The 23,996-nt window shown below is 69.2% G+C and carries 24 protein-coding genes, 1 tRNA gene, 1 pseudogene and 1 riboswitch; of the genes and pseudogenes, 15 read left to right on the forward strand and 11 right to left on the reverse strand.

Annotated elements, in window-relative coordinates; all coding sequences use genetic code 11:
- The first annotated feature begins 24 nt into the window (after nucleotides 1-24).
- Nucleotides 25-480 (forward strand): very short patch repair endonuclease, encoded by a 456-nt coding sequence (locus tag ASD38_RS12325; RefSeq protein WP_056460366.1) that lies wholly within the window; start codon nucleotides 25-27, stop codon nucleotides 478-480.
- Nucleotides 481-562: 82 nt separating this feature from the next.
- Here ASD38_RS12325 and ASD38_RS12330 read toward each other — a convergent pair whose 3' ends face one another.
- The 3 genes from ASD38_RS12330 to ASD38_RS12340 all read right to left on the reverse strand — a co-directional run bounded on the left by ASD38_RS12330 (nucleotide 563) and on the right by ASD38_RS12340 (nucleotide 3,124).
- A complete protein-coding gene (locus tag ASD38_RS12330; RefSeq protein WP_442857030.1) occupies nucleotides 563-2,341 on the reverse strand; it encodes an ATP-binding protein in 1,779 nt (592 codons plus the stop codon).
- Between the two features lie 162 nt (nucleotides 2,342-2,503).
- Complete coding sequence (locus ASD38_RS12335; RefSeq protein WP_056460367.1) at nucleotides 2,504-2,794, reverse strand: DUF167 family protein; 291 nt, start codon at nucleotides 2,792-2,794, stop codon at nucleotides 2,504-2,506.
- A 3-nt stretch (nucleotides 2,795-2,797) separates the two neighbouring features.
- Nucleotides 2,798-3,124 (reverse strand): YggT family protein, encoded by a 327-nt coding sequence (locus tag ASD38_RS12340; protein ID WP_156390730.1) that lies wholly within the window; start codon nucleotides 3,122-3,124, stop codon nucleotides 2,798-2,800.
- A 124-nt stretch (nucleotides 3,125-3,248) separates the two neighbouring features.
- Here ASD38_RS12340 and ASD38_RS12345 point away from each other — a divergent pair.
- The 4 genes from ASD38_RS12345 (at nucleotide 3,249) to ASD38_RS12360 (ending at nucleotide 6,613) form a co-directional block, all read left to right on the forward strand.
- Nucleotides 3,249-3,324 (forward strand) — tRNA-Ala (locus ASD38_RS12345).
- A gap of 141 nt (nucleotides 3,325-3,465) precedes the next feature.
- A complete protein-coding gene (locus tag ASD38_RS12350; RefSeq protein ID WP_235523829.1) occupies nucleotides 3,466-5,688 on the forward strand; it encodes a penicillin acylase family protein in 2,223 nt (740 codons plus the stop codon).
- A gap of 60 nt (nucleotides 5,689-5,748) precedes the next feature.
- Entirely contained in the window at nucleotides 5,749-6,210 is a 462-nt protein-coding gene (locus ASD38_RS12355) for a hypothetical protein (RefSeq protein WP_056460369.1), read from the forward strand.
- A 13-nt stretch (nucleotides 6,211-6,223) separates the two neighbouring features.
- Nucleotides 6,224-6,613 (forward strand): hypothetical protein, encoded by a 390-nt coding sequence (locus ASD38_RS12360; RefSeq protein WP_056460370.1) that lies wholly within the window; start codon nucleotides 6,224-6,226, stop codon nucleotides 6,611-6,613.
- A gap of 29 nt (nucleotides 6,614-6,642) precedes the next feature.
- Here the strand turns inward: ASD38_RS12360 and ASD38_RS12365 are convergent, their stop codons facing one another.
- The 4 genes from ASD38_RS12365 to ASD38_RS12380 form a co-directional block, all read right to left on the reverse strand.
- Nucleotides 6,643-8,421, reverse strand: coding sequence for a heparinase II/III family protein (locus ASD38_RS12365; protein ID WP_082560745.1), 1,779 nt, complete (start codon nucleotides 8,419-8,421; stop codon nucleotides 6,643-6,645).
- Between the two features lie 9 nt (nucleotides 8,422-8,430).
- Entirely contained in the window at nucleotides 8,431-9,090 is a 660-nt protein-coding gene (gene rpe, locus ASD38_RS12370) for a ribulose-phosphate 3-epimerase (RefSeq protein WP_056441102.1), read from the reverse strand.
- 91 nt (nucleotides 9,091-9,181) lie between these two features.
- Complete coding sequence (locus ASD38_RS12375) at nucleotides 9,182-10,462, reverse strand: RsmB/NOP family class I SAM-dependent RNA methyltransferase (RefSeq protein WP_056460372.1); 1,281 nt, start codon at nucleotides 10,460-10,462, stop codon at nucleotides 9,182-9,184.
- Nucleotides 10,463-10,504: 42 nt separating this feature from the next.
- Nucleotides 10,505-10,915, reverse strand: a complete 411-nt coding sequence (locus tag ASD38_RS12380; RefSeq protein WP_156390685.1) for a hypothetical protein — start codon at nucleotides 10,913-10,915, stop codon at nucleotides 10,505-10,507.
- Nucleotides 10,916-11,038: 123 nt separating this feature from the next.
- On the opposite strand from ASD38_RS12380, the gene ASD38_RS12385 reads away from it, so the two are divergent.
- Nucleotides 11,039-11,242 carry a DUF1674 domain-containing protein gene (locus ASD38_RS12385; RefSeq protein ID WP_156390686.1) on the forward strand — a complete coding sequence of 68 codons (204 nt, stop codon included), beginning with the start codon at nucleotides 11,039-11,041 and terminating at the stop codon, nucleotides 11,240-11,242.
- Nucleotides 11,243-11,425: 183 nt separating this feature from the next.
- On the opposite strand, the gene pyrF is transcribed toward ASD38_RS12385, so the two are convergent.
- The gene (gene pyrF, locus ASD38_RS12390) at nucleotides 11,426-12,115 is read right to left on the reverse strand and encodes an orotidine-5'-phosphate decarboxylase (protein WP_056440088.1); all 690 of its coding nucleotides are present in this window, start codon (nucleotides 12,113-12,115) and stop codon (nucleotides 11,426-11,428) included.
- Between the two features lie 87 nt (nucleotides 12,116-12,202).
- Here pyrF and ASD38_RS12395 point away from each other — a divergent pair, with 87 nt between their 5' ends.
- The gene (locus ASD38_RS12395; RefSeq protein WP_056440087.1) at nucleotides 12,203-12,898 is read left to right on the forward strand and encodes a MarC family protein; all 696 of its coding nucleotides are present in this window, start codon (nucleotides 12,203-12,205) and stop codon (nucleotides 12,896-12,898) included.
- Nucleotides 12,899-13,013: 115 nt separating this feature from the next.
- Here ASD38_RS12395 and ASD38_RS12400 read toward each other — a convergent pair whose 3' ends face one another.
- Nucleotides 13,014-13,814 (reverse strand): SDR family NAD(P)-dependent oxidoreductase, encoded by an 801-nt coding sequence (locus ASD38_RS12400; RefSeq protein ID WP_056440085.1) that lies wholly within the window; start codon nucleotides 13,812-13,814, stop codon nucleotides 13,014-13,016.
- Nucleotides 13,815-13,884: 70 nt separating this feature from the next.
- Here ASD38_RS12400 and ASD38_RS25115 point away from each other — a divergent pair.
- Nucleotides 13,885-14,022: pseudogene (locus tag ASD38_RS25115) on the forward strand (hypothetical protein); the annotation flags it as partial.
- A 125-nt stretch (nucleotides 14,023-14,147) separates the two neighbouring features.
- Here the strand turns inward: ASD38_RS25115 and ASD38_RS12405 are convergent.
- Both ASD38_RS12405 and ASD38_RS12410 read right to left on the reverse strand, forming a co-directional pair.
- Nucleotides 14,148-14,753 (reverse strand): flavodoxin family protein, encoded by a 606-nt coding sequence (locus ASD38_RS12405; RefSeq protein WP_056440083.1) that lies wholly within the window; start codon nucleotides 14,751-14,753, stop codon nucleotides 14,148-14,150.
- Nucleotides 14,754-14,919: 166 nt separating this feature from the next.
- Nucleotides 14,920-15,357: an Rrf2 family transcriptional regulator gene (locus ASD38_RS12410; RefSeq protein ID WP_056460374.1), complete on the reverse strand. Its 438-nt coding sequence runs from the start codon at nucleotides 15,355-15,357 to the stop codon at nucleotides 14,920-14,922.
- 169 nt (nucleotides 15,358-15,526) lie between these two features.
- Between ASD38_RS12410 and ASD38_RS12415 the strand changes: the two genes are divergently transcribed.
- The 7 genes from ASD38_RS12415 (at nucleotide 15,527) to ASD38_RS12445 (ending at nucleotide 23,916) form a co-directional block, all read left to right on the forward strand.
- Nucleotides 15,527-17,485 carry a potassium transporter Kup gene (locus tag ASD38_RS12415; protein ID WP_056440077.1) on the forward strand — a complete coding sequence of 653 codons (1,959 nt, stop codon included), beginning with the start codon at nucleotides 15,527-15,529 and terminating at the stop codon, nucleotides 17,483-17,485.
- Nucleotide 17,486: 1 nt separating this feature from the next.
- On the forward strand, nucleotides 17,487-17,810 hold the full coding sequence (locus ASD38_RS24180) for a hypothetical protein (protein ID WP_056460375.1): 324 nt from the start codon (nucleotides 17,487-17,489) through the stop codon (nucleotides 17,808-17,810).
- On the forward strand, nucleotides 17,810-18,169 hold the full coding sequence (locus tag ASD38_RS12425) for a hypothetical protein (protein ID WP_056440073.1): 360 nt from the start codon (nucleotides 17,810-17,812) through the stop codon (nucleotides 18,167-18,169). The genes ASD38_RS24180 and ASD38_RS12425 overlap by 1 nt, the downstream gene beginning before the upstream one ends.
- Nucleotides 18,170-18,279: 110 nt before the next feature.
- Nucleotides 18,280-19,509 carry an argininosuccinate synthase gene (locus ASD38_RS12430; RefSeq protein ID WP_056460377.1) on the forward strand — a complete coding sequence of 410 codons (1,230 nt, stop codon included), beginning with the start codon at nucleotides 18,280-18,282 and terminating at the stop codon, nucleotides 19,507-19,509.
- Between the two features lie 174 nt (nucleotides 19,510-19,683).
- Nucleotides 19,684-19,764: riboswitch (ZMP/ZTP riboswitch) on the forward strand.
- 32 nt (nucleotides 19,765-19,796) lie between these two features.
- Nucleotides 19,797-21,386 (forward strand): bifunctional phosphoribosylaminoimidazolecarboxamide formyltransferase/IMP cyclohydrolase, encoded by a 1,590-nt coding sequence (gene purH, locus ASD38_RS12435; protein WP_056440069.1) that lies wholly within the window; start codon nucleotides 19,797-19,799, stop codon nucleotides 21,384-21,386.
- A gap of 158 nt (nucleotides 21,387-21,544) precedes the next feature.
- Nucleotides 21,545-23,041 (forward strand): phosphomannomutase/phosphoglucomutase, encoded by a 1,497-nt coding sequence (locus tag ASD38_RS12440; RefSeq protein ID WP_056460379.1) that lies wholly within the window; start codon nucleotides 21,545-21,547, stop codon nucleotides 23,039-23,041.
- 101 nt (nucleotides 23,042-23,142) lie between these two features.
- Nucleotides 23,143-23,916: a dienelactone hydrolase family protein gene (locus tag ASD38_RS12445; RefSeq protein ID WP_056460382.1), complete on the forward strand. Its 774-nt coding sequence runs from the start codon at nucleotides 23,143-23,145 to the stop codon at nucleotides 23,914-23,916.
- Nucleotides 23,917-23,996: the final 80 nt, after the last annotated feature.

Below are 23,996 nucleotides of genomic sequence, written 5' to 3' on the forward strand. Positions count from 1 at the left end.
GGGCGGCGGGGACGTTACGACGCCATGAGCGACGTCTTCGACCCCGCCAAGCGCTCGGCCGTGATGGCCCGGATCAAGAGCCGGGACACCAAGCCCGAGCTGTTGCTGCGCCGCCTGCTGACCGATCTCGGCGCGCGTTACCGCCTGCACCGCAAGGACCTGCCCGGCTCGCCCGACGTGGCGATGCCGGGCCGGCGGCTGGCGATCTTCGTGCACGGCTGCTTCTGGCACGGCCACGACTGCCCGCGCGGCTCCCGCGTGCCCAAGGCCAACCGCGACTACTGGCTGGCCAAGGTGGCGCGCAACACGGCCCGGGACGCGCGGAACCTCGCCGACCTCACCGCCGCCGGCTGGCGGGTGGAGACGGTGTGGGAATGTCAGATGAAGGATCAGGCGGCGCTGAAGGAGAGGCTGGCGAAGGTGCTCGACAGCCCTCCCCCTGTGGGGGAGGCGGCCGAAGGCCGGTGGGGGGTGTCTTAGGCCGTTCGATCCTGCGGGCGGGAAGATCCCATTACTCCCCCCTCCGTCGGCTGCGCCGACACCTCCCCCACGGGGGGAGGACCTAAGCCGCCGCCCTCGCCGCCGCCGCCGGCAGCACTTCGCTGAGCGCCGCGTGCAGCTGGCTGGGATCGATCGGCTTGGCGACGTGGGCGTTCATGCCGGCCGCGTGGCAGGCCTCCCAGTCCTTGGCGGTGGCCGAGGCGGTGACGGCGATCACCGGGATGTCGCGATTGGGGCCGTCGGCGGCGCGCAGCTGGCGCGTGGCGTCGCGGCCGTCCATGCCCGGCATGTAGACGTCCATCAGCATGACGTCGAACACCTCGGAATGCAGCAGCTCCAGGGCCCGCTCGCCGGACTCGGCCAGGGTGGGCTGGATGCCGAACGACTGCAGGACCAGCTCGATGGCCCGGCGGTTGACCACGTGGTCGTCGACCACCAGGACCCGCGCGCCCTCGATGACGGCCCCGCCGGCTCGGGCGTCCGGCGCTTCGGCGGCCTCGACCCGGACTTCCAGCCGGAAGCGCGCGCCCTTGCCGGGCTTGCTGGTCACCGTCAGGTCGCCGCCCATCAGCCGGGCCAGTTCGCGGCTGATCACCAGACCCAGGCCCGAGCCGCCGTGCTCGCGCGCCACGTTCGAGGCCAGTTGGTCGAACGGCGTGAACAGCCGCGCCAGCTGCTCTTCGGCCAGGCCGCGCCCGGTGTCGGCGACGATCGCCTCGAACACCAGGTGGTCGCCGGCCTCGCGCGTCGACAGCCGCACGGTGACCGCGCCGCGCTCGGTGAACTTGATGGCGTTGGACAGCAGGTTGTTGAGCACCTGGCGCAGGCGCATGGAATCGCCTGCAACCCACCGAGGAAGGTGCGCCGCGCCCTCGACCCGCAGGCGCAGGCCCTTCTTGTTGGCGTCTGGCCGCCACAGACGCAGGGTGTCGGCCATGGCCTGGCGCAGATCGAACGGAGCCTGCTCGACCGCCATCCGCCCGGCGTCCAGGCGTGACAGGTCCAGCAGATCGTTGAGCAGGGTGCGCATCATCGCGCCGGCGTCGCCGATCAGCTGGGCGTGGATCTTGGAGGCGGCGTCGGGCACGTCGCTGTGCAGGCGCGCCGCCCCGGCCAGGATGGCGCTGATGGGCGTGCGCAGCTCATGGCTGATCATGGCCACGAAGGCCGACTTGGCGGCGACGGCTTCCTCGGCCTCGTGGCGGCGGCGCTCGGCCTCCTCCTTGGCGGCGGCCTCGGCGGTCAGGGCCTTTTCCAGCGTGCGGGCGGCCACGGCCACCGAGACGATCAGCAGCAACACGCCGCACCACAGGGCGCTGGCCAGGGGTGCGTTCGGATTGGCCGCCCGGGCCACGAACGGCACGATCAGCAGATAGACGACGTGCGGGGCGGCGGCCGAGATCGTCGCCGACCTCAGGCTGGAATTGACGACGATGACGTTCAGCAGGGCGCCGGCCAGCAGCATGCCGCCCAGGGTCGGCGCGAAGCGCACGGCCGAGCCGAACAGCGGCAGCGACAGGGATCCGAAGATGATCGAGGTGATCGCCGGCATGGCCGCCACGGCCCACCGCAGGGCGCGACCGGGATGGGGCTGCCGCAGCAACCGGCGGATCAGCAGCAGCTCCAGCAGCTGGGCGGCCGCATAGGTCCCGGCCCACAGCCAAGTCCAGGCGGCGCCCATGAAGACGTGCAGCATCAGGGCGATCATCACCGTGGCGAGGACGCGCAGATGGAGATTGCCGCGACGCGCGAGCGCCGCCCTCACCTCTCCCGACTGATGTCGTACGTCGCCCACACAGCCCCCCGTGCCGCGCGGTCCCCACCGCGCGCCGAAGCCCATAGCATGAAACAGTGTCGCTAAGAGGGGGTGAAAAACCTGATTCGTTGACGTCTTTTTCTCGGACCACGGATCGAACCTGCCCCCGTTCCCGATCGGAACAGGTATTTTCAGGTCGCGGGCGGCGGCGTGTTGAGATTCACGATCACGCCTTGTCTGGACGGGTCACGAAGCGGTCTCGGGGGGCGGTCCCAGGGCGCGGGCCAGCGACAACGCGTCGCAGCCGCCCAGATCGACCAGCTTGAGTCGGGCGCCGGCCCCCGAGACGATGGACAGGGACGACTTGGGCACGCCCAGGGTCTTGGCCAGCAGGGCCAGCAAAGCGGCGTTGGCCGCGCCCTCGACCGGCGGGGCGGCGACCCGCACCTTCAGATAGGGCCGGCCGTCGCCGTCGACCGCCCAGCCGTCGATCGCCTCGCGCCCGCCGCGCGGGGTGAGGCGGACCGCCAGGCGCATGGCTTAATAGTAGCCGCCGCCGGTCAGGCCGATCAGGAACCGGAGCAGGCCCGGCAACAGGAAGGCTCGCACGCCGGTGATGATCAGCAGCACGATGATCGGGCTGATGTCGACGCCGCCCAGTGGCGGAATGATCCGTTGGAAGGGCCGCAACACCGGCGCCGTCACCCGGTCGAGGACGGTGCTGATCTGATAGACTACCCGGTTGCGCAGATTGATGATGTCGAAGGCCACCAGCCAGCTGAGCACGGCCGAGATGATGATCGCCCACCACAGCAGGCCGAGCAGCGCATCCAGGATGAAGAAGACGAATTTGAGGATGTCGACCATGAGCTTCCCGTCCAAGTGCACCGCTTCTTGCCGCGCCTTGACGGCGCTGGCAAGCAATGGCCGCCGATAGAGCCAACCGGACGCTTGACGAGCCCGCCGCCCCAACGTATTTCCGCGCTTCCTTGGGGCCGTAGCTCAGATGGTAGAGCGCCTCGTTCGCAATGAGGAGGTCAGGGGTTCGATTCCCCTCGGCTCCACCAAGGACCTTCCAGACATCCATTGACCGCCGCCGCGCCCGCTTTTCGCGCGAGGTCCGCCTGATCGCGTCTGGCGCTCGCGCGGGTCTGGACAAGGCGCCGGCGGCGCCCGACGGTCCGCTCCCTGGATCGGGAGGGCGTGTCTTGCGTATCGGAAACCTGCTTTTGCTGTCGGCCGCCTGCGCGGCGCTTTCCGCGCCGGCCCTGGCCGCCTCGCCCGCCGCCGACCTGGCCCGCCAGCGCGCCGCCGCGGCGCGCGTCCAGATCGTCCGCGACGACTGGGGCATCGCCCACGTCCACGGCAAGAGCGACGCCGACGCTGTGTTCGGCATGGTCTACGCCCAGGCCGAGGACGACTTCAATCGGGTGGAGGCCAATTACCTGACGGCCTTGGGGCGTACCGCGGAAGCTGAGGGCGAGAAGGCCGTCTGGCAGGACCTGCGGATGAAGCTGTTCGTCGATCCGGCCGACCTTCAGGCCCGCTATGCCCAGAGCCCCGCCTGGCTGAAGACCCTGATGGACGCCTGGGCCGACGGCCTGAACTTCTACCTGGCCACCCATCCGGCGACCAAGCCGAAGATCATCACGCGCTTCGAACCCTGGATGGCGCTGAGCTTCACCGAGGGCAGCATCGGCGGCGACGTCGAGCGGATCTCGCTGGGCGAACTGGAGGCGTTCTACGGCAAGCCGCAGATGCAGGCCTCAGTCGAGGTCAAGGCCCGCGAGTTCGCCCAGGCCGTCGCGTTTCGCGAACCGACGGGTTCGAACGGCTTCGCCATCGCCCCGTCCAACACCCAGGACGGCCACGCCCTGCTGCTGATCAACCCGCACACCTCGTTCTTCTTCCGCTCCGAGCTGCAGATGACCAGCGACGCGGGGCTGAACGCCTATGGCGCGGCGACCTGGGGGCAGTTCTTCGTCTATCAGGGCTTCAACGCCCATGCCGGCTGGATGCACACCTCCAGCACGGTCGACGTCGTCGACGAGTTCGCCGAGACGATTACCCGCAAGGACGGCAAGCTGTTCTACAAGTACGGGACCGAAGAGCGGCCGGTGACCGTCTCGACGGTCGAGGTTCCCTACAAGGCCGCCGACGGCGCCTTGGCCCGCAAGACCTTCACCGTCTACCGCACCCACCACGGCCCGATCGTTCGGGCCGCGGACGGCCAAGGGGGCGGCAAGTGGGTGGCCTTCGCCATGATGTACAAGCCGGTCGAGGCGCTGGAGCAGTCGTTCCTGCGCACCAAGGCCGTCGACTACGCCGGCTTCCTGAAGGTGGCCGAGCTGAAGGCCAATTCCTCGAACAACACCCTGTTCGCCGACGACAAGGGCGAGGTGGCCTATCTGCACCCGCAGTTCATCCCCCGGCGCGACGATCGCTTCGACTACACCAAGCCGGTCGATGGTTCGGACCCAGCCACCGACTGGAAAGGCCTGCACGCCCTTTCCGAGGCGCCCCACCTGAAGAACCCGCCCAACGGCTGGCTGATGAACACCAACAACTGGCCCTATTCGGCGGCCGGTCCCTACAGCCCCAAACAGGCCGACTTCCCGCGCTACATGGACAGCGTCGGCGAGACGCCGCGCGGGATCCACGCCACGCGGGTGCTGAGCGCGCGCAAGGACTTCACCCCCTCGACCCTGATCGCGGCGGCCTACGACCCCTATCTGACCGCCTTCGCCGACCTGATCCCGACCCTGTCGAAAGCCTATGACGAGACGCCCGACGGCGACCCGGCCAAGGCGCGGCTCGCGCCCCAGATGGCGGCGCTGAAGGCCTGGGACCTGAAGTGGTCGGCGGCCTCCACCGAGACCTCGCTGGCGGTGTTCTGGGGCGAGGCCCTGTGGGCCAAGTCCGCGGGCGAGGCCAAGAAGCAGGGCGTGTCGGTCTACAGGTACATGGCCGAGACCACGACCCCCGCCCAGAAGCTGGAGGCCCTGGCCGAGGCTTCCGATCGGCTGACCGCCGACTTCGGCGACTGGCGCACGCCCTGGGGCCGGATCAACCGCTTCCAGCGCAACGACGGCGCGATCGTCCAGACTTTCGATGACGAGAAGCCCTCGATCCCGGTGCCCTTCGCCTCGGGCCAGTGGGGCTCGCTGGCCTCGTTCGGGGCCAAGCGCTGGCCGGGCACGAAGAAGTACTACGGGACCAGCGGCAACAGCTTCGTGGCCGTGGTCGAGTTCGGGCCGAAGGTGAAGGCCCTGGCGGTGTCGGCCGGCGGCGAAAGCGGCGACCCGGCGTCCAGGCACTTCACCGACCAGACCCAGCGCTACGCGAACGGCGAGCTGCGGACGGTGTACTTCTATCCCGACCAGCTGACGGGCCATGTCGAGCGCGCCTACCGGCCGGGCGAGGCCAAGTAGCGAAGGCCGCTTGAGCTGGGCGCGATTACAGCCCATGGTTGGCCCCGGGGGAGACATCACATGAACCTTGTCCACGCAATCCGCACCATGGGCCGCGGCGCGAGCGTCGCCGGCCTGGCGCTGGTCCTGAGCGCCTGCGCGCTGTTCGCCCCGCCCTATGACGCCACCCTCGACGAAAAGACCACCAGCGCCTACGAGAGCGTGGCCAAGCTGGCGGCCCAGGCCGAGATGGGCCTCTACCAGGACAAGGCCACCTATCCGGGCGCGGTCGACACCTACGCCACCATCCAGGGAGCCCTGGCGGTGGTCGCCGTGCGCGCCGCCTCGGCGCCGGTGGCCGGCAAGCGGGCCGCGGACGCGCGCGACGCCACAGTTGGCTTCATCAAGGGCTGCAGCGCCCAGGTCTCGGGCCTGGCGACGCTGCACAAGACCTACGGCGTCGTCCCCGGAACCGGGGCGACCACGGCCATGATGGTCAGCTGCGACCAGGCGGCCAAGGCCGTCGGCGCCATGAAGAACTAAGGGGCGAGAACCTATGGTCGACTTCGCGAACCTGAACATCGACAACGTTGACGAGCTAGTCTCGGCGCTGGAGGACGAGCTGGGCGGGGTGTCCACCAAGTGGTGGAACGCCAACAAGTCGGTGGTCGCCGGCTATCTGCGCAGCCTGGCCGAGGCGACGATGCAGACGCGGCTGGCCCTGGCCAACAACCAGATCCCGGCCGAGGCGGCCGACATGATCATGCGCAACCAGCAGCTGGCCTTCAACCAGACCCTGCAGTTCACCAAGTTCATGACCCTGGTCCTGGCCCAGCAGCTGCTGGACGCGACGTTCAAGCTGATCGGCTGGGTGATCTTCAACAAGACCGGCGTGAACCTGGCGCCGAGCCTGGTGCAGCCGACGGGCACGCCGCCGGCGGCCTGACGAGCTCCGCGAGGGGCGCTCAACAGCCCCTAGTGATCCGCCGCCCGGGCCAGCTTCCAGCGAATCTTGGCGCCCTTCTCGGGGCGGACCTGGCTCTTGAGCAGGATGGCGCCGGCGGGGCGCGACTGGCCGTGGTCGAAATGGGCCGAGGGGGTGATGGCCACGTCGACCGCGTCGTTGCGCAGCCACCAGCCGACATTGGACGGCCCCTTGATCAGCACGCTCTTGCCGTCGCGGGCCAGCGAGGCGCGGGCGTCCGGATGCAGGTGGAAGGTGACCGAGAACGGCAGGTAGCGGCGCGGGCCGTCGGGGTTGGCTGAACCGATCGGGATCAGGCTGTCCTCGCCGCGCAGCTCGTCGGCCTTGAGGTCGAGATAGAGCCGCCGAGCGTGGGTCAGGCCCAGGCGTCGCCAGCCGTCGTGGACGATGTCCAGCCACACCCCGACGTCGGCGTCGTGGCGCTTGACCTCGACCTCGGTGACGCCGTCGACCAGCCAAGGGCCCAGGGCGTCGGAGCGCCAGCCCGAAAGCGGTCGTCCGGCCGAGCCGTCGCCCACCGATACGGTCGAGGCGGCGCCGGAAAGCCGGAAGGCGTTGGCGCCGACAGCCTCCGGGCTCCAGCCGCAGCTGGTGATCAGCCTGTCCTTGCCGAAGACGATCTCGACGGCGGCCGGCTGGGCGCAGGCGGTGACGCTGAGCACGCCGACGGCCGGCGCTCCCGCGTCGGCCATCACCTGCAGGCTGCCGCCCTGCATCTTCTGGTAGCCCACATGTGGCGCGGTCTGGGGCGGGCGCGGTCCGGGGTCGTCATGCGCCAGGGCCGCCGCGATCCGCCGCGGCTCGATCGCCTCGCCGCCCTGGAAGGCGGCCAGGCAGCCGTCGGCCAGGGTGAAGAAGCGCACCGACGAGCTCAGGCGGTCGATGGCCCGGGTCAGCGACTCGGGCTGGGGCCGGCCGCGCTGGCCCAGGGCGTCGTCGAGGGTCAGCAGGTCGAACAACAGCTCCAGCCCCGCCTCGGGCGAACGGCTGGCGTGGCCGCCGTCGGGCAGGACCACGGCGTCCAGCAACGCGTTGACCCGCTTGAGGCCCTGGGTGATCAACCGGTCGCTGGCCTTGCCGGACAGGGCGCAGCCGGCGATCGTGACGACCACGGCCCGCTCGAGCCGGCGGTGCGGCGCGTCCGAGGCCTTGAGCAGTTGGCGGGCGCCGCGGGCGATGTCCAGCGCCATGGCCGAGATCTCGGCGTCGGAGGCTTCGGGCGACAGGGCGCGAGCCGCGCAGGCCAGGTGGAAGGTGCGCCGCTCCAGCCGCTCGCCGCTCCACGAGAACGCGTTCCAGACCCCAAACACCCGACGCCAATCCTGCAGCAGCCGCAGGGCCAGGCGGGCCGAGCCGGGCCCGGCCGCCATCAGGTGCGGCAGCCAGTCGAAACCGTGCAGGGCGGTGGCGAACTGGCGCGTCGGGCTGGCCTGGTCGAAGGGGTCGCCGGTCTCGCCCAGCCGCACGGCGCCGCCGTCCAGCACGAGCAGGCCGTCCAGAAGTTGGCGGCCGCGCTCGACATCGACGGGACGCGGATCGTGGGGATGGGCGGCCAGGCCGACCGGGCGCGGTCGGCTGATGGCGGCGCGGTGCGGCGGCGAGCCGAACCATTCGCGTTCGAGGTTGCCCTTGATCGACGCGCCCAGCGCCTTGAGGACCACGCCCTTGGTGCGCGCGGCGCGTCCACGGGCCCCAAGAGCACGAGCGGAGGGGCCGCCGGCGAGGGCGGAGGATTTACGGGCGGAACCTGTCGCGGGAGCCCCCTCCATGCCGCTGGATCAGCCGCCCTTCAGGGCGCGGATATTGTCGGCATAGGCGGAGGGACCGCCCTTGAACACCGCGGAGCCGGCGACCAGGGCCGTGGCCCCCGCCGCCACGCATTGCGGGGCGGTGGCCGGGGTGACGCCGCCATCGACCTCGATGATGACGTCCAGGCCCCGCTGGTCGACCATCCTGCGCAGGGCCTCGACCTTGCGCAGCTGGCCGGGAATGAAGCTCTGGCCGCCGAAGCCGGGGTTCACCGACATCACCAGCAGCAGGTCGACGTCCTCCAGGATCCATTCGACGTGATCGATGGAGGTCGAGGGGTTGAACACCACCCCGGCCTTGGCCCCCAACTCGCGGATGCGCTTGAGGGAGCGGTGCAGGTGCGGGCCGGCTTCCGGATGGATGCTGATCAGGTCGGCCCCGGCGGCGCGGAACGCCTCGAGGTACGGATCGGCCGGGCTGATCATCAGGTGGACGTCGAACGGGATCTTGGCGTGCGGCCGAATCGCTTTGACGATGTCCGGACCGAGCGTGATGTTGGGCACGAAATGGCCGTCCATCACGTCGACATGCACCCAGTCGGCGCCGGCCGCCTCGATGGCGGAGACCTCTTCGCCCAGCTTGGCGAAGTCGGAGGCGAGAATGGACGGGGCGATCAGCGGCGCGGTCATGCCCATGGCTTAACGGGCTTGGCCTCGCGCTACAAGCGAGCCCGTTGTCGCGTAGGGTTTACGAGGTCTTTCGCCTCTCAAATCTTGGCGATCAGAGCTTTACGAACCGCGCCGCGAAGAAACCGTCCAGCCCGCCTTCGCGGTGGTGGGGCAGGATCCGCAGGGTTCCGCGCCGGGTCAGGCAGGCGGCGGGGGCGCCGCCCTCCTCCGCGGCGATCGGGTCCAGCGCCATGTCCGGACGGCGGGCGAGGAAGGCCTCGACCTGGGCCTCGCCCTCTTCGGGCTCCAACGAGCAGACGCAATAGACCAGGCGGCCGCCGGGCTTGAGCCGGCCCGCCGCGCTGTCGAGCAGCTTGCCCTGCACGCCGGCCAGGCTGGCCACGTCGCCGGGGCGGGCGGCCCACAGCACGTCGGGATGGCGGCGGAAGGTGCCGGTGGCCGAACAGGGGGCGTCCAGCAGCACCGCGTCGAAGGTGCGGGCGTCGTCCCACGCGCCGGCGTCGGCGGCGATCACCTCGGCCTGCATGTTCATGCGGGCCAGGTTCTCGGTGACGCGGCCCAGGCGGGCGGGCGAGCGGTCGACGGCGACCACCTGGGCCCCGGCCGCGACCATCTGCATGGTCTTGCCGCCGGGCGCGGCGCAGAGGTCCAGGGCGGTTTCGCCGGGCTTTAGGTTCAACAGGCGGGCGGGGATGGCGGCGGCGGCGTCCTGGATCCACCAGACGCCGTCCTCGAACGCCGGCCAGGCCGAGACGTCGCCGCGCCGTTCGGTGCGCAGGGTTCCGCCGGGCAGGATCTCGCCCTCCAGCTCGGCCGCCAGGGCGGTCGCATCGAAGTCGGGCTTCAGCGACAGGTCGGTGGCCGGCTCGAAGCCGATCTGGGCGGCGACCGCGTCGGCGGTGTCCTTGCCATAAGCGCTGACCCAGCGGGCGTAGAGCCACGGCGGGGCCAGATGTTCGGCGGCGTCCGACAGCCCGCCCTCGCGCAGCAGGCCGCGCAGCACGGCGTTGACCAGGCCCTTGAACGGGCGGCTGGCCTTGTTGGCGCCGGCCAGTTCGACGCTGGTGGCCACGGCGGCGAAGGCCGGAACCTCCAGGAAGAAGGCCTGGGTCGCGCCCAGGCGCAGCAGGTTGCGCACCCGCGGCGGCGGCTCCTTGGCCAGCTTGCCGGCCAGGGCGCGGTCGATGGGGCCGAGGTGGCGCAGGGCGGCCATGGCCAGGGCGCGCGCGAAGGCGCGCTCCCGCGGTTCGAGAAAGCGGAAAGCGTTGGCCGAAGCGGCCTCGTCGAGGCCCCCGCGACGCGACAGGGCCGCGTCGATGAGGGCAAGGGCGCCTTCCCGCGCGGGGAGGCCGTCGTTGAGTTCCTGAGTCACCCGCTCGCCGTGCCCCGAGGCGACGGCGAGCGCAAGCGGAAATCAGGCGGCGACGGAGCCCGAAGTCGCTTGGGGACCGGTCCGGGCGGTGCGCAGCACCGCGATCCCGAACACCACCATGCCGGTCACCAGCATGACTTCGCCGAGCGCCATGAACGGCACGACGCGCATGTCGCCCTTCACCAGCAGCACGGCCAGCAGCGGGCCGACCAGCAGGATGCCGATGTTCGACAGGGCGAAGTTCACCCAGGCCAGGCGCGGCGGACGGCGGTCGCCGGCCAGCGCGTAAAAGCCGCCCATGATCGCCAGGCTGACCCAGCCCAGCAGATTCACGTGAGCGTGCACGGGCATCAGGGTATGGTCCTGAGAGATGCCCATGACCATGCCCAGCACCATGCCGCAGATCCCATAGACGATGGCGCTGAGAAAAAACGCGTACGACACTCGAGGCATGACGTCCCCCCTTGAATGTGGTTCCCCTCGCGGGCGAGCCGCGAAGGCGGGACGTCTTATAGACAAAACCACGTTCAGCAATCGTCGTTTTATGAAATCTTGTTAACCTTGGCAGGTGAGCGAATGAGCCAGGACCCAGCCCTTCCGCCCGGCGCGGCCCCCGACAAACCGCTGAGCCCGGCCGCCCGCCGCGCCCTGGAGGAGGCCGCCGCCCGCCGCGCGGCCGAACACGCCGCCGCGCTTCCGACCGAGGAAGGCGGCCGCGACGGCCCCGAGCCGACCCGCTTCGGCGACTGGGAGCGCAAGGGCGTGGCGGTGGATTTTTAGCCCACCCAAGGCTGAACATTTCTAAGGACCGTCATCCTCGGACTTGTTCCGAGGACCCCCCGGTCCGCCGCGCTGTGAGTCGAGGTCCGCCGCTGGCTCACCGCCTCACCGTCGACCTTCTTCTTGGCTGAAGCAGGGGTCCTCGGAACAAGTCCGAGGATGACGGTTGTTAAATGGCGAGCGCTAGTGCCCCGCCATCTCCGCCGCCACCTTCAGCGCCGCTTCGCGCGGGTCGTTGGCCGCCGTGATCGGGCGGCCGCAGACCAGGTGGCTGGCGCCGGCTTTCAGGGCGTCGGCCGGGGTGGCGGCGCGGGCCTGGTCGTTCTTGGCCGACCAAAAGGGACGCACGCCCGGCGTCACCACCAGGAAATCGGGCCCGGCGATCTCGCGGGCGAGCGACGCCTCCTGCGGCGAGGAGACGATGCCGTCGACCCCGCACTCCACCGCCTGGCGGATCCGCCGGGCGACCAGGTCACGGGCTGAAAAAGCATAGCCAAGTTCGATCAGGTCGGCGTCGGTCAGGCTGGTCAGCACGGTGACGGCCAGGATCTTCAGGTCCGAGCCGGCCTTGGCCTTGACGGCGGCCCGCATAACCTGCGGCTCGGCGTGGACGGTCAGCAGGTCGCAGCCGGCCCCGGCCAACACCCGGGCCGAGCGCTCCACGGTCGCGCCGATGTCGTGCAGCTTCCAGTCCAGGAAGATCTGTTTGCCCTCGCCCTTCAACTCGCGGGCCAGGGCCATGCCGTCGGTGGCCAGCAGCTCCAGCCCGATCTTGTAGAACGACACCGCGTCGCCCAGCGTCTCGACCATCTGACGGGCTTCGCCGACGCTGGGCAGGTCGAGCGGCAGGATCAGGCGCGGATCGGCGGTCATGGGAACGTCCCCGGGGGGTTGGCGCGCACGGTCGCATCACCCTAAGAAGGATGCGGACCCGCGCGAATTGAAGGCTAAGCACGTCGAATGAGCCAGGCAGAACTCGCCGTCAACTTCTTCGTCGCCCTGTTCGCCCTGATCGATCCGATCGGCAACGTGCCGCTGTTCGCCGCCGCCACCCTGGGCGCGGCCGCCGCCGGCCGGCGGATGGTGGCGGTCTATATCGGCCTGTTCGTCGCGGCGTTCCTGATCTTCTTCTATTTCACCGGCGTTTCCCTGCTGGAGTTCTTCGGCATCTCGATGCCGGCCTTCCGCATCGCCGGCGGCATCATCCTGTTCATCCTGGGCCTGGACATGGTGCGCGACGACTTCACCACCATGTTCGCCGACGCGGCCGAGGGTATCGAGGGCCAGTCGGCGCGGGTCTACGCCAAGCAGCGGTTCGAGCGGCTGATCGTGCCGTTCGCCATGCCGCTGCTAATCGGTCCCGGGGCGATCTCGACGGTGATCATCTACGCCAGCGAGGCCAAGAGCTTCGGCCTGGCCGGCATGGCCCTGGGCTGCGGGGTGATCGCGGCCGTGGCGGTGGTGCTGGTGGCGACGTTCTGGGCCTCGCCGATCATCAGCAAGGTGCTGGGCCGGATCGGCATGAGCATCGTGGTGCGGGTGCTGGGCCTGATCCTCTGCGCCCTGGCGGTGCAATTCGTGCTGATCGGCGTGGGCGACGCCACGCGCGGCCTGATCCGGGCCGACGCCAAGGCGCCGTACGCCGAGCACCGGTAGGGGCCTTGCGTCTTTCGAGGCTTCGCTTCGCTACGCACCTCAGGAAGAGGAATTCAGCAACAAAGCTCCTCATCCTGAGGCGCCCGCGCAGCGGGCCTCGAAGGACGCAGAGCGCCTAGACCTTCCTGAACCGCGCCCCCTGGCTGGCCATCAGGGCCAGGGCCCAGTCGTCGGGGACCAGCTTGGCCAGCACCGCGATGGCCTTGTTGGGCGAGCCCGGCACGCAGACGGCGCGGTTGGCCTCGGCGGCCTCGTAGCCGGCGGCGGCCACCTCGTCGGCCCCCAGCCACAGCCAGGTCGGCAGGCTCTGGCTGACCTGGGCGCGGGTGCCGTTCACGTCGTGGAATTCCGAATAGGTGAAGCCGGGGCACAGGGCCGAGACGTGGACACCGGCGCCCTGGGTCTCCAGGTGCAGGCTCTGGGAGAATTTCACCAGGAAGCTCTTGGTCGCCGCGTAGAGCGTGTGGCCCGCCGCGCCGGGGGCCAGGCCGGCCAGGGAGGCGACGTTGACGATGCGGCCGAAGCCGCGCTCGATCATGCCCGGCAGCACCTTGTGGGTCAGGCCGCAGACCGAGACCAGCAGCACCTGCAGGAAGGCGCTCTGGTCGGCCCAGGTCGTCTGGGCGTAGGCGCCGGGCAGACCGTAGCCGGCGTTGTTGACCAGGGCGTCGACCACCCGGCCCTCGGCCTCGATGGCGGCCAGCAGGTTGTCGACGGCCTCGGGCTGGGCCAGGTCGGCGGCGATCGGATAGGCCTCGACCCCGAACCGCAGGCGGATCTCGGCGGCCAGGGCCTCCAGACGGTCCAGCCGGCGCGCGGTCAGGGCCACGTCATAGCCGTGGCTGGCGTAGATGCGGGCGAAGGCGGCCCCGATGCCGGCGGAGGCGCCGGTGATCAGGGCGAGACGGCGAGCCATGCGGCGTGTGTCCAGGAACTGCGTAACGTCACCAAGACGAAGCATGACCGGCGATTTGGTTCAAGCGCATGCGCAGAACGCCCCCTCCGTCACGATGCGCATTCGCATCGCGCCACCTCCCCCGCGATGCGGGTGAGGAGGATCTGCGCCCTTCTCCTCCCCCGTGCAACGGGGGAGGTGGCGCGTCGCGAAGCGGCGTGACGGAGGGGACGTCACGCTTGCCCGAAAAAAAGGAGGAGGGGGCGCTCGGGCTCAAGCGCCCCCTCGGCGGCGCCGGAGCGCCGCGAGCCCGTCCTTCGGGCTGGGGGATCAGGAAGGACGGGCGGGACCTCGTTAGGCCGCCTGGCTCAGCGCCGGCTGGGCGCCGCGCGTCCAGCGGACGGCGGCCTGCGCGATGCGGACGCCGAACAGGCGGGCGGTCTCGCGGTCGCCGGCCGGCGGGGTGATCTCGGGCGAGGCGTTGTCCGACTGGGCGGCCAGGCCGATGAACGAGCCGACCCGGTTGATCGTGTCGGGCCCGCGTTCGGCGGCGGTCACGTTCGGCGGGGCCAGACCCAGGTTCACCCAGTTCATGCCGTGCTGGGCGGCCAGGATGGTCAGGCTCTCGAGCGCGTGGCCCTTGTCGCCCGAAAAGCTGTGCGAATTGGTGAAGCCCGCGGCCAGCTTGTCCTTCCAGGCGCCGGTGAAGAAGGCGCCGGCGGTGGCGTCGGCGAACACTTTGAACACGCCCGAGACGTCGCCCATGTAGGTCGGGGCCCCGAACACCACGGCGTCGGCGTCGGAGATCTGCTCGATCAGCGGCGCGAAGTCCTGGGCGGCGTTGTCGATCTTCAGCAGCACCGGGGTCTGGCCGGCGTCGCGGACGCCTTCCGCGATCTTGTCGGCCAGGACGGCGGTGTGGCCGTAGCCCGAGTGATAAACGATGGCGACCTTGGTCATTGTGGTGAGCCCTGAAACTGGTTGTCGGTTTCGCAACTGAAACCGTGTCGATTACGTATGCACGGTTCGGCAGGTTTCCAGGGGATCGGCAACACTTGGTGGTGCAGTTATTCTGAAGGCCGTTTCAGCGCCGATGAGGGCGGCGGAAAGAGCAGAAGAGAAGGTTCTAGGCCGCGACCTCGGCCGAAGCGCCGTTCAGCAGGTCGGCCACCGAGATCTGCGACAGCCGGTCGGCCACGGCGGTGTCGGCGGCGATCATCGCCCCGCGCACGGCGTCCGGGATCTTCTCGCCGACCGGGCATCCCTTGACGCCCTTGGGGGCCACGCCCAGGTGGGCGCAGCCGTTCACGGCCCGCAGCACCACGTCCAGGGTGATGGTTTCGGGGGACTGGAGCAGCCAGGCGCCGCCGTTGGCGCCGGCGCGCGCGCCGATCAGCCCCGCCTTGCCCAGCATGGCGGTCACGCGACGCACCACCACCGGGTTGGTCGGGACCGACGCGGCGAGCTCGGCGCTGGCCACGGCGCGGTCGGCCGAAAAGGCGTTCTTGTGCGCCAGATAGGCCAGGGCGTGCGCGGCGACGGGGAATTTCTGACTGTCGGACATTTCTGTGGCAGGACCCTAAGGACGTCGCTCGTGCGTTCAACCAAAAACTATCGTTGTTATCCCGCTTCAGGTCGCGATTGAACCGGAGCAGGATTGGGTGTATCGCGCCCCGCTTGATCGATATGGGGCTCCGCACCGCGTTTTGCGAGGGCGACCCCGGAGGGATTGAATGGCTTCCGAAGCCTCTGGCGCTCCCGCTTCCGACAGCGCCGCCCCGTGTGACGTCCCTCCGCAAGCCGGCCATGACCTGAAAGGGCATAGCTTCCTCGCGCTCGCCGTCGGCGCCATCGGCGTCGTGTTCGGCGATATCGGGACCAGTCCGCTCTACGCCATGCGCGAAGCCCTGGCCCATTCGCGCAGCACCACCGCCACCGAGCACGCCGTGCTGGGGGTGGTGTCGCTGGTGCTGTGGACCCTGACCCTGTTCGTCACGATCAAGTACGTGATCTTCTTCATGCGGGCCGACAACAAGGGCGAGGGCGGCACCCTGGCCCTGATGGCGCTCGCGCAAAAAGCGCTCGGCAAGGCCGGCAGCAAGCGCTCGACGGCGGTGTTTTTCCTGGGCGTGATCGGGGCGGCGCTGTTCTATGGCGACGGCATCATCACCCCGGCCATCTCGGTGCTGTCGGCGGTCGAGGGCATGAAGGACGCGCCGCACGTCGGCCACGCCCTGACGCCCTACATCCTGCCGATCTCGGCCGGGATCCTGGTGGCGCTGTTCCTGGTCCAGGCCAAGGGCACGCACCGGATGGCCGCCCTGTTCGGGCCGGTGATGAGCGCCTGGTTCCTGATCCTGGGCGCGCTGGGCCTGTTCCACCTGGTCGACGACCTGTCGATCCTGCGGGCCTTCAATCCCTGGTACGGCGTGCGCTTCCTGCTGGAGAACGGCTTCCTGGGCTTCGTGATCCTGGGCAGCGTGTTCCTGGCGGTGACCGGCGCCGAGGCGCTGTACGCCGACATGGGCCATTTCGGCAAAGCCCCGATCCGCGCCGCCTGGCTGTGGCTGGCCTTCCCGTGCCTGGCCCTGAACTATCTGGGCCAGGGCTCGCTGGTGCTGGACAACCCGGCCGCGCGGCACAATCCGTTCTGGGACATGGTGCCGACCTTCGCCTACTGGCCGGTGCTGCTGATGGCCACGGTGGCCACGGTCATCGCCAGCCAGGCGGTGATCACCGGCGCGTTCTCGATGACCCAGCAGGCGGTGCAGCTGGGCCTGCTGCCGCGCCTGGACATCAAGCGCACGTCCGAGACCCAGGCCGGCCAGATCTATGTGCCGGCGGTCAACACCTTCCTGCTGGTCGGCGTGCTGATCCTGCTGGTGATGTTCCAGAGCTCGCACAAGCTGGCCAGCGCCTACGGCATCGCCGTGACCGGCGCGATGTTCGTCGACACCCTGCTGGCCTATGTGGTGCTGCGCCTGGTGTGGAAGTGGAACCTCTGGCAGACGGCCGCCCTGCTGATCCCGCTGTCGATGATCGACCTGGTGTTCATCGCCTCCAACGCCCTGAAGATCCCGGACGGCGCCTGGCTGCCCCTGGTGTTCGGCGCGGTGCTGGTGCTGATCATGTGGACCTGGACGCGCGGCGCCCAGATCCTGACCGACAAGACCCGCCGCGACAGCGTGCCCCTGGTCGACCTGATGGAGATCCTGCGAGCCCGCGCCCCGCACCGCGCCCCCGGCACGGCGATCTTCCTGACCTCCGACCCGGACATGACCCCGGTCGCCCTGATGCACAACCTCAAGCACAACAAGGTGCTGCACGAGCGCAACGTGGTGCTGACCGTCCGCACGGCCGAGACCCCGCGCGTGGCCGACGAGGACCGCATCCGCACCCAGGCGGTCAACGCCGACTTCAAGAAGGTCGAGATCTTCTACGGCTTCATGGAAAGCCCCAACGTGCCCAAGGCCCTGGCCTTGCTGCGCAAGCAGCAGGGGCTGAAGTTCGACATCATGGCCACCAGCTTCTTCCTGGGCCGCCGCTCGATCGTGCCGTCGGCCAACAGCGGCATGCCGCTGTGGCAGGACCGGATCTTCATCTTCCTGATGAAGAACGCCACCAACCCGACCGACTTCTTCAAGATCCCGCCCGGCCGCGTGGTCGAGCTGGGCGCGCAGGTGACGGTCTAGGATGAACGGGGAACTCGCCGTCCTTGCCTGGATCGTCACGGTGATGGTCTGCCTGGGAACGGGCGCCCTGGTCTGGCGACGCACGCGGCCCCTCGGTCATAGTCTGGTCCTGGGAGGGCGGGAGCGACGGGCCTTGTCGCAATGGCTCGTTTGGGCGCCGTCGAGCGTGCTGCTCGTCACGGGCGGCGTTGTCGCCTTTCGCATCTTCGGCGCCCACCAGATGACGCTCAAGGACCTGAGCCTCGACGCCGTGATGCTCTGGCTCGGCATCTGCGTCTTCATGCAGGTCCAGACGCTGTTCGCGATGCGCAAGGAACGCGACTGATGAACTTCCTCGCGGTCATCGGCGACGTGCTGTGGCTGCTGGCCCTGTCGATCATGGGCGGCGCCTCGCGCATGGCCTGGGGCAAGGTCAAGGACGTGCTGGTGCCGGTCCTGTGGTCGCCGTCGGGCAGGACCGTGTGGCGGGCGCCGCGGGCCGTGGCCCTGGCCTCGCTGCCGACCTTCGCCTTCCTGCTCAGCCTGTGGCTGCTGGTCGAGAGCCGTCGGCCGCTGGAGCTGAACGTCGGGATCATCCTGCTGTGCGTGCGCGCCATCCTGGCGGCGATCTTCGCGGTGGTGCATCTGAGCCAGGTCCGCCGCGCCCTCAACCAGCTGGCCGCCGAAGGTCAGATCAAGCTTTAGGCGCGCGGCGCGTTTCAATCGTCGCGAAACCGCGCTAAACGCCCCGCGACCCGGTGTTTCTCCGAAGGAGAGACACCTGCGACTTTGTGTTTCCTCGGAAGGACCCCCTCATGGCTGGCAAGCCCGTGAAGAAGGTCGTGCTCGCCTATTCGGGCGGCCTCGACACCTCGATCATCCTCAAGTGGCTGCAGACCGAATACGGGGCGGAGGTCGTGACCTTCACCGCCGACCTGGGCCAGGGCGAGGAAATCGAGCCGGCGCGGGCCAAGGCCCTGGCCGCCGGCGTCAAGCCGGAGAACATCTTCATCGAGGACGTGCGCGAGGAGTTCGTGCGCGACTTCGTGTTCCCGATGTTCCGGGCCAACACCGTCTATGAGGGCCAGTACCTGCTGGGCACCTCGATCGCCCGTCCGCTGATCGCCAAGAAGCAGATCGAGATCGCCCGCAAGACCGGCGCCGACGCCGTCAGCCACGGCGCGACCGGCAAGGGCAACGACCAGGTCCGCTTCGAGCTGGGCTATTACGGCCTGGAGCCCGACATCACCGTGATCGCCCCCTGGCGCGAATGGGACTTCAAGTCCCGCGAGGCCCTACTGGACTTCGCCGAGAAGCATCAGATCCAGATCACCAAGGACAAGCGCGGCGAAGCCCCGTTCAGCGTCGACGCCAACCTGCTGCACTCGAGCTCGGAAGGCAAAGTCCTCGAGGATCCGGCCGTCGAGGCCCCCGAGTTCGTCCACATGCGCACGATCGCTCCGGAAGATGCACCGGACAAGGCGACCGTGATCACCATCGACTTCGAGAAGGGCGACCCGGTCGCCATCGACGGCGTCAAGCTGTCGCCGGCCGCCCTGCTGACCAAGCTGAACGAACTGGGCCGCGACAACGGCATCGGGCGCCTGGACCTGGTCGAGAACCGCTTCGTCGGCATGAAGTCGCGCGGCGTCTACGAGACCCCGGGCGGCACGATCCTGCTGGCCGCCCACCGCGGCATCGAGTCGATCACGCTGGATCGCGGCGCCATGCACCTGAAGGACGAGCTGATGCCGAAATATGCGTCGCTCGTTTACAACGGCTTCTGGTTCTCGCCCGAGCGCGAGATGCTGCAGGCCGCCATCGACTACAGCCAGGCCAAGGTGGCCGGCCAGGTGCGGGTCAAGCTCTACAAGGGCAACGTTTCGGTCATCGGCCGCACCAGCCCCTACAGCCTCTACGACCAGGACCTGGTCACCTTCGAGGAAGGCAAGGTCGCCTACGACCACCGCGACGCCGGCGGCTTCATCAAGCTCAACGCCCTGCGCCTGCGCGTCCTGGCCAAGCGCGACAAACGCGACGCCTAGGGCTCACGCCCCTCCGACAAGACAAGGCCCCGCCGTCGCCGGCGGGGCTTTTTTGTTGGGTCCGCCGTCGCCCTTCCAAGATCTTGAGGACGCCCGCGGGTGGGAGCCTCCATCCGCCCGGACGCGGGGAGGGCCTGACCGCATTGACTCCCCGGCCTGCCCCCGTATTTTCCGCCTCGTTCGCGTGACTGGCGCTAGTGATGGGCAACCATCGGGGAGCGCGGACCTCATATGCCGCGCGCCTGGGCTCCGTTTTCTTGTCCAATCAGACGCCAAGGAGTCCGCCCGTGCCCGCCGCCCCCGACTATCCGTCCGCCCCCGATCTCGTCGCCCCCAAGCGGGCCCTGCTATCGGTCTCCGACAAAGCCGGCCTGGTCGAGGCGGCCCAGGTCCTGCACGCGGCCGGCGTCGAGCTGGTCTCGACCGGCGGCACCAAGGCGGCGATCGCGGCGGCCGGGATTCCGGTCAAGGACGTCTCGGACCTGACCCAGTTCCCCGAGATGATGGACGGCCGGGTCAAGACCCTGCACCCGATCGTGCACGGCGGCCTGCTGGGCGTTCGCGACGCGCCGGAACACGCCAAGGCCATGGCCGACCACGGCATCGGCGGCATCGATATCCTGTATGTGAACCTCTATCCGTTCGAGGCCACGGTCGCGAAGGGCGGGTCCTACGCCGAGTGCGTCGAGAACATCGACATCGGCGGCCCGGCCATGATCCGCTCGGCGGCCAAGAACCATGGCTATGTCGCCGTCTGCACCGACCCGTCGGACCTGGCCGAAGTGCTGGAGGCCCTAAAGGCCGGCGGGACGACCCTGCCCCTGCGCCAGACCCTGGCGGCCCGCGCCTATGCCCGCACGGCGGCCTATGACGCGGCGATCTCCACCTGGTTCGCCGCCCAGCTGGGCCAGGACTTCCCGGCCCGCAAGGCCATCGCCGGCGAGCTGCGCCAGGTGATGCGCTACGGCGAGAACCCGCACCAGAAGGCGGCCTTCTACACCTTCCCGAGCCCCCGTCCGGGCGTGGCCACCGCCAAGCAGTTGCAGGGCAAGGAGCTCAGCTACAACAACATCAACGACACCGACGCGGCCTTCGAGCTGATCGCCGAGTTCGATCCGGCGGCCGGCCCGGCGGTGGCGATCATCAAGCACGCCAACCCCTGCGGCGTGGCGGTCGGGGCCAGCCAGCGCGAAGCCTATGAACGGGCCCTGGCCTGCGATCCCACCTCGGCCTTCGGCGGCATCGTGGCGGTCAACACCCGCCTGACCCGCGAGGCCGCGTTGCAGATGGTCGAGATCTTCACCGAGGTGGTGATCGCCCCGGACGCCGACGACGACGCGGTCGCGGTGTTCGCCGCCAAGAAGAACCTGCGCCTGCTGGTGACCGGCGGCCTGCCCGACCCGCTCTCGACGGGCGACACCTTCAAATCGGTGGCCGGCGGCTTCCTGGTTCAGTCCCGCGACAACGCGCGCATCAGGGCCTCGGACCTGAAGATCGTCACCCGGCGTCAGCCCACGGACGAGGAAGTGCGCGACATGCTGTTCGCCTTCACCGTCGGCAAGCACGTCAAGTCCAACGCCATCGTCTACGCCCGCGCCGGCCAGACCCTGGGCGTCGGGGCCGGCCAGATGAACCGCAAGGACAGCGCCCGCATCGCGGCCCTTCGGGCCGCCGATTTTGGCTTGGACCTCCGGGGATGCGCCTGCGCCTCGGAAGCCTTCTTCCCGTTCGCCGACGGCCTGATCCAGGCCGCCGAGGCCGGGGCGACGGCGATCATCCAGCCGGGCGGCTCGATGCGCGATCCGGAGGTGATCGAGGCCGCCGACAAGCTGGGCCTGACGATGGCCTTCACCGGCGTGCGCGTGTTCCGGCACTAGTCCCGAACCACGTGGCCTGTCGCGGCGAGGACGCGACAGGCGCCGGCTGCTCAATTCCTGTCGATCCGCCAATTCGCGGAGCGATGTCATACGAATGCGCTAGTCGGCGGGCGATCTCGTAGCTAGAGCTTGCGCGCAAGTCCTTGAAGTGAGCCCAGATGTTCTCCAAACCTCGCGCCGATCTCGTTCCCAATACCGCCGCTTACGAAAACGAACCCTTGGTCAAGGCCACGGGATTTCGGGAATACGACGCGCGCTGGCTGTTCGGGCCGGAGATCAACCTGCTGGGCGTGCAGGCCCTGGGCCTGGGCCTGGGCACCTACATCCACGAACTGGGCCAGTCGAGGATCGTGGTCGGCCACGACTTTCGCTCCTATTCCAGCTCGATCAAGAACGCCCTGATGCTGGGCTTGATCAGCGCCGGCTGCGAGGTCCACGACATCGGCCTGGCCCTGTCGCCCACGGCCTATTTCGCTCAGTTCGACCTGGACATCCCCTGCGTGGCCATGGTCACCGCCAGCCACAACGAGAACGGCTGGACCGGCGTGAAGATGGGCGCCCAGAGGCCGCTGACCTTCGGTCCCGACGAGATGGGCCGCCTGAAGACGATCGTGCTGGACGGCGCGTTCGTCGAGCGTGACGGCGGCAAGCTGATCCGGGTCGCGGGCGAAGCCGAGCGCTACATCGCCGACGTCGCCAAGCGCGCCCAGATCACCCGGCCGCTGAAGGTGATCGCCGCCTGCGGCAACGGCACGGCCGGCGCCTTCGCGGTCGAGGGCCTGCGGCGCATGGGCGTCTCCGAGGTCATCGGCATGGACACCGATCTCGACTACACCTTCCCGAAATACAATCCGAACCCGGAAGACGCCGAAATGCTGCACGCGATGGCCCACGCCGTCCGCGAGCACGGGGCCGACCTGGCGTTCGGCTTCGACGGCGACGGCGACCGCTGCGGCGTGGTCGACGACGAGGGCGAGGAGATCTTCGCCGACAAGATCGGCCTGATGCTGGCCCGCGACCTGGCCCCGCTGAACCCGGGCGCGACCTTCGTGGTCGACGTCAAGTCGACCGGTCTCTACGCCACCGATCCGATCCTGGCCGCCCATGGCTGCAAGGTGATCTACTGGAAGACCGGTCACAGCTACATCAAGCGCAAGAGCGCCGAGCTGGGCGCCCTGGCGGGCTTCGAGAAGAGCGGCCACTTCTTCATGAACGGCGACCTGGGCTACGGCTACGACTGCGGCCTGACCGCCGCCGCCGCCGTCCTGGCCATGCTGGACCGCAATCCAGGGATGAAGCTGTCGGACATGCGCAAGGCCCTGCCCGTGGCCTTCACGTCGCTGACCATGAGCCCGCATTGCGGCGACGAGGTGAAGTACGGCGTCGTCGCCGACGTGGTGAAGGAATACCAGGACCTGTTCGCCGCCGGCGGTTCGATCCTGGGCCGCAGGATCACCGAGGTGATCACCGTCAACGGCGTGCGGGTGCATCTGGAGGACGGCTCCTGGGTGCTGGTCCGCGCCTCGTCCAACAAGCCCGAGATCGTGGTCGTCGTCGAAAGCACCCAGTCGGCCGACGACATGCGCGCGCTGTTCCGCCAGGAAGTGAAGCCGCGCCTGGGCGATCGGGTCGGCAAGTACAACCAGGAAATCTGAGGCTTCGGATCGAGCGCCTCCGGGCGATCGAATTGAGTTTCCACCGCCGATCGACCATGGTGGCCGTCCTGGGATTTCGCGCGGGGGCGCTGTAGGACCACATGCTTAGCGCCGGCGTGAAGGCAGCGGATTGGGGAGCCAAGGTCGCCAACGCCTCGAAGGTCTTCAAGCCTTCGGGACCCGGCCCCTTTCCCGTGGCGCTGATCCTGCACGGTTGCGGCGGCAAGACGCCGTTCCTGGAGACCTACGCCCAGGTGGCGGTCGAGGCCGGCTGGGCGGCGGTGGTGGTCGACAGCTTCAAGCCGCGCGGCATGTCGACGCTGGACGGCAAGCTGTTCGTCTGCACCGGCACGACGCTGCAGGGCCTCAAGCGCTCGGGCGACGTGTTCGCCATGTTGGCCTGGCTGGAGAGCCAGTCCTGGGCCGACTCCGAGCGCGTGTTCCTGGCCGGCTGGAGCCATGGCGGCTGGTCGATCATGGACGGCTACGCGATCGGCGTGAACGCCGCCCGCGCCACCGGAATCGCCGACGCCGATCCGCTGAAGCTGCGCGCCCGCGTCAAGGGCGTCCTGCTGGTCTATCCGTACGCGGCCTATCCTTCGCTGACCTCCAGCCGGGGCTGGGGTTCATACGGGCCCAAGGTGTTCTCGGTGGTCGGCGGGAAGGACCAGGTGGTCGGCTGGAAATATCCAAAGACCGCGCTGGACCGTCTGCAGCGCGACGGTCTGGCGGTGGACACCCTCTTCCACGCGGACGCCACCCACGCGTTCGACGACGATCGCGCCAACGACCCGCGCGCCAAGTATCGCCCCGACCTTTTCAGCCAGACCCAGGGCTATTTCGCCAAGGCCCTCGGGGTCGCGCGGACGCTCTAACCTCGTCCATCAGCGCGCCGTTCCGGCCGAGATTGTGCGCCCGGCGATTGTATGCCAGGCTTCCGCCACCTAGTGGGGAG

The organism is Caulobacter sp. Root487D2Y (genome assembly GCF_001427165.1).
Lineage (GTDB): Bacteria > Pseudomonadota > Alphaproteobacteria > Caulobacterales > Caulobacteraceae > Caulobacter.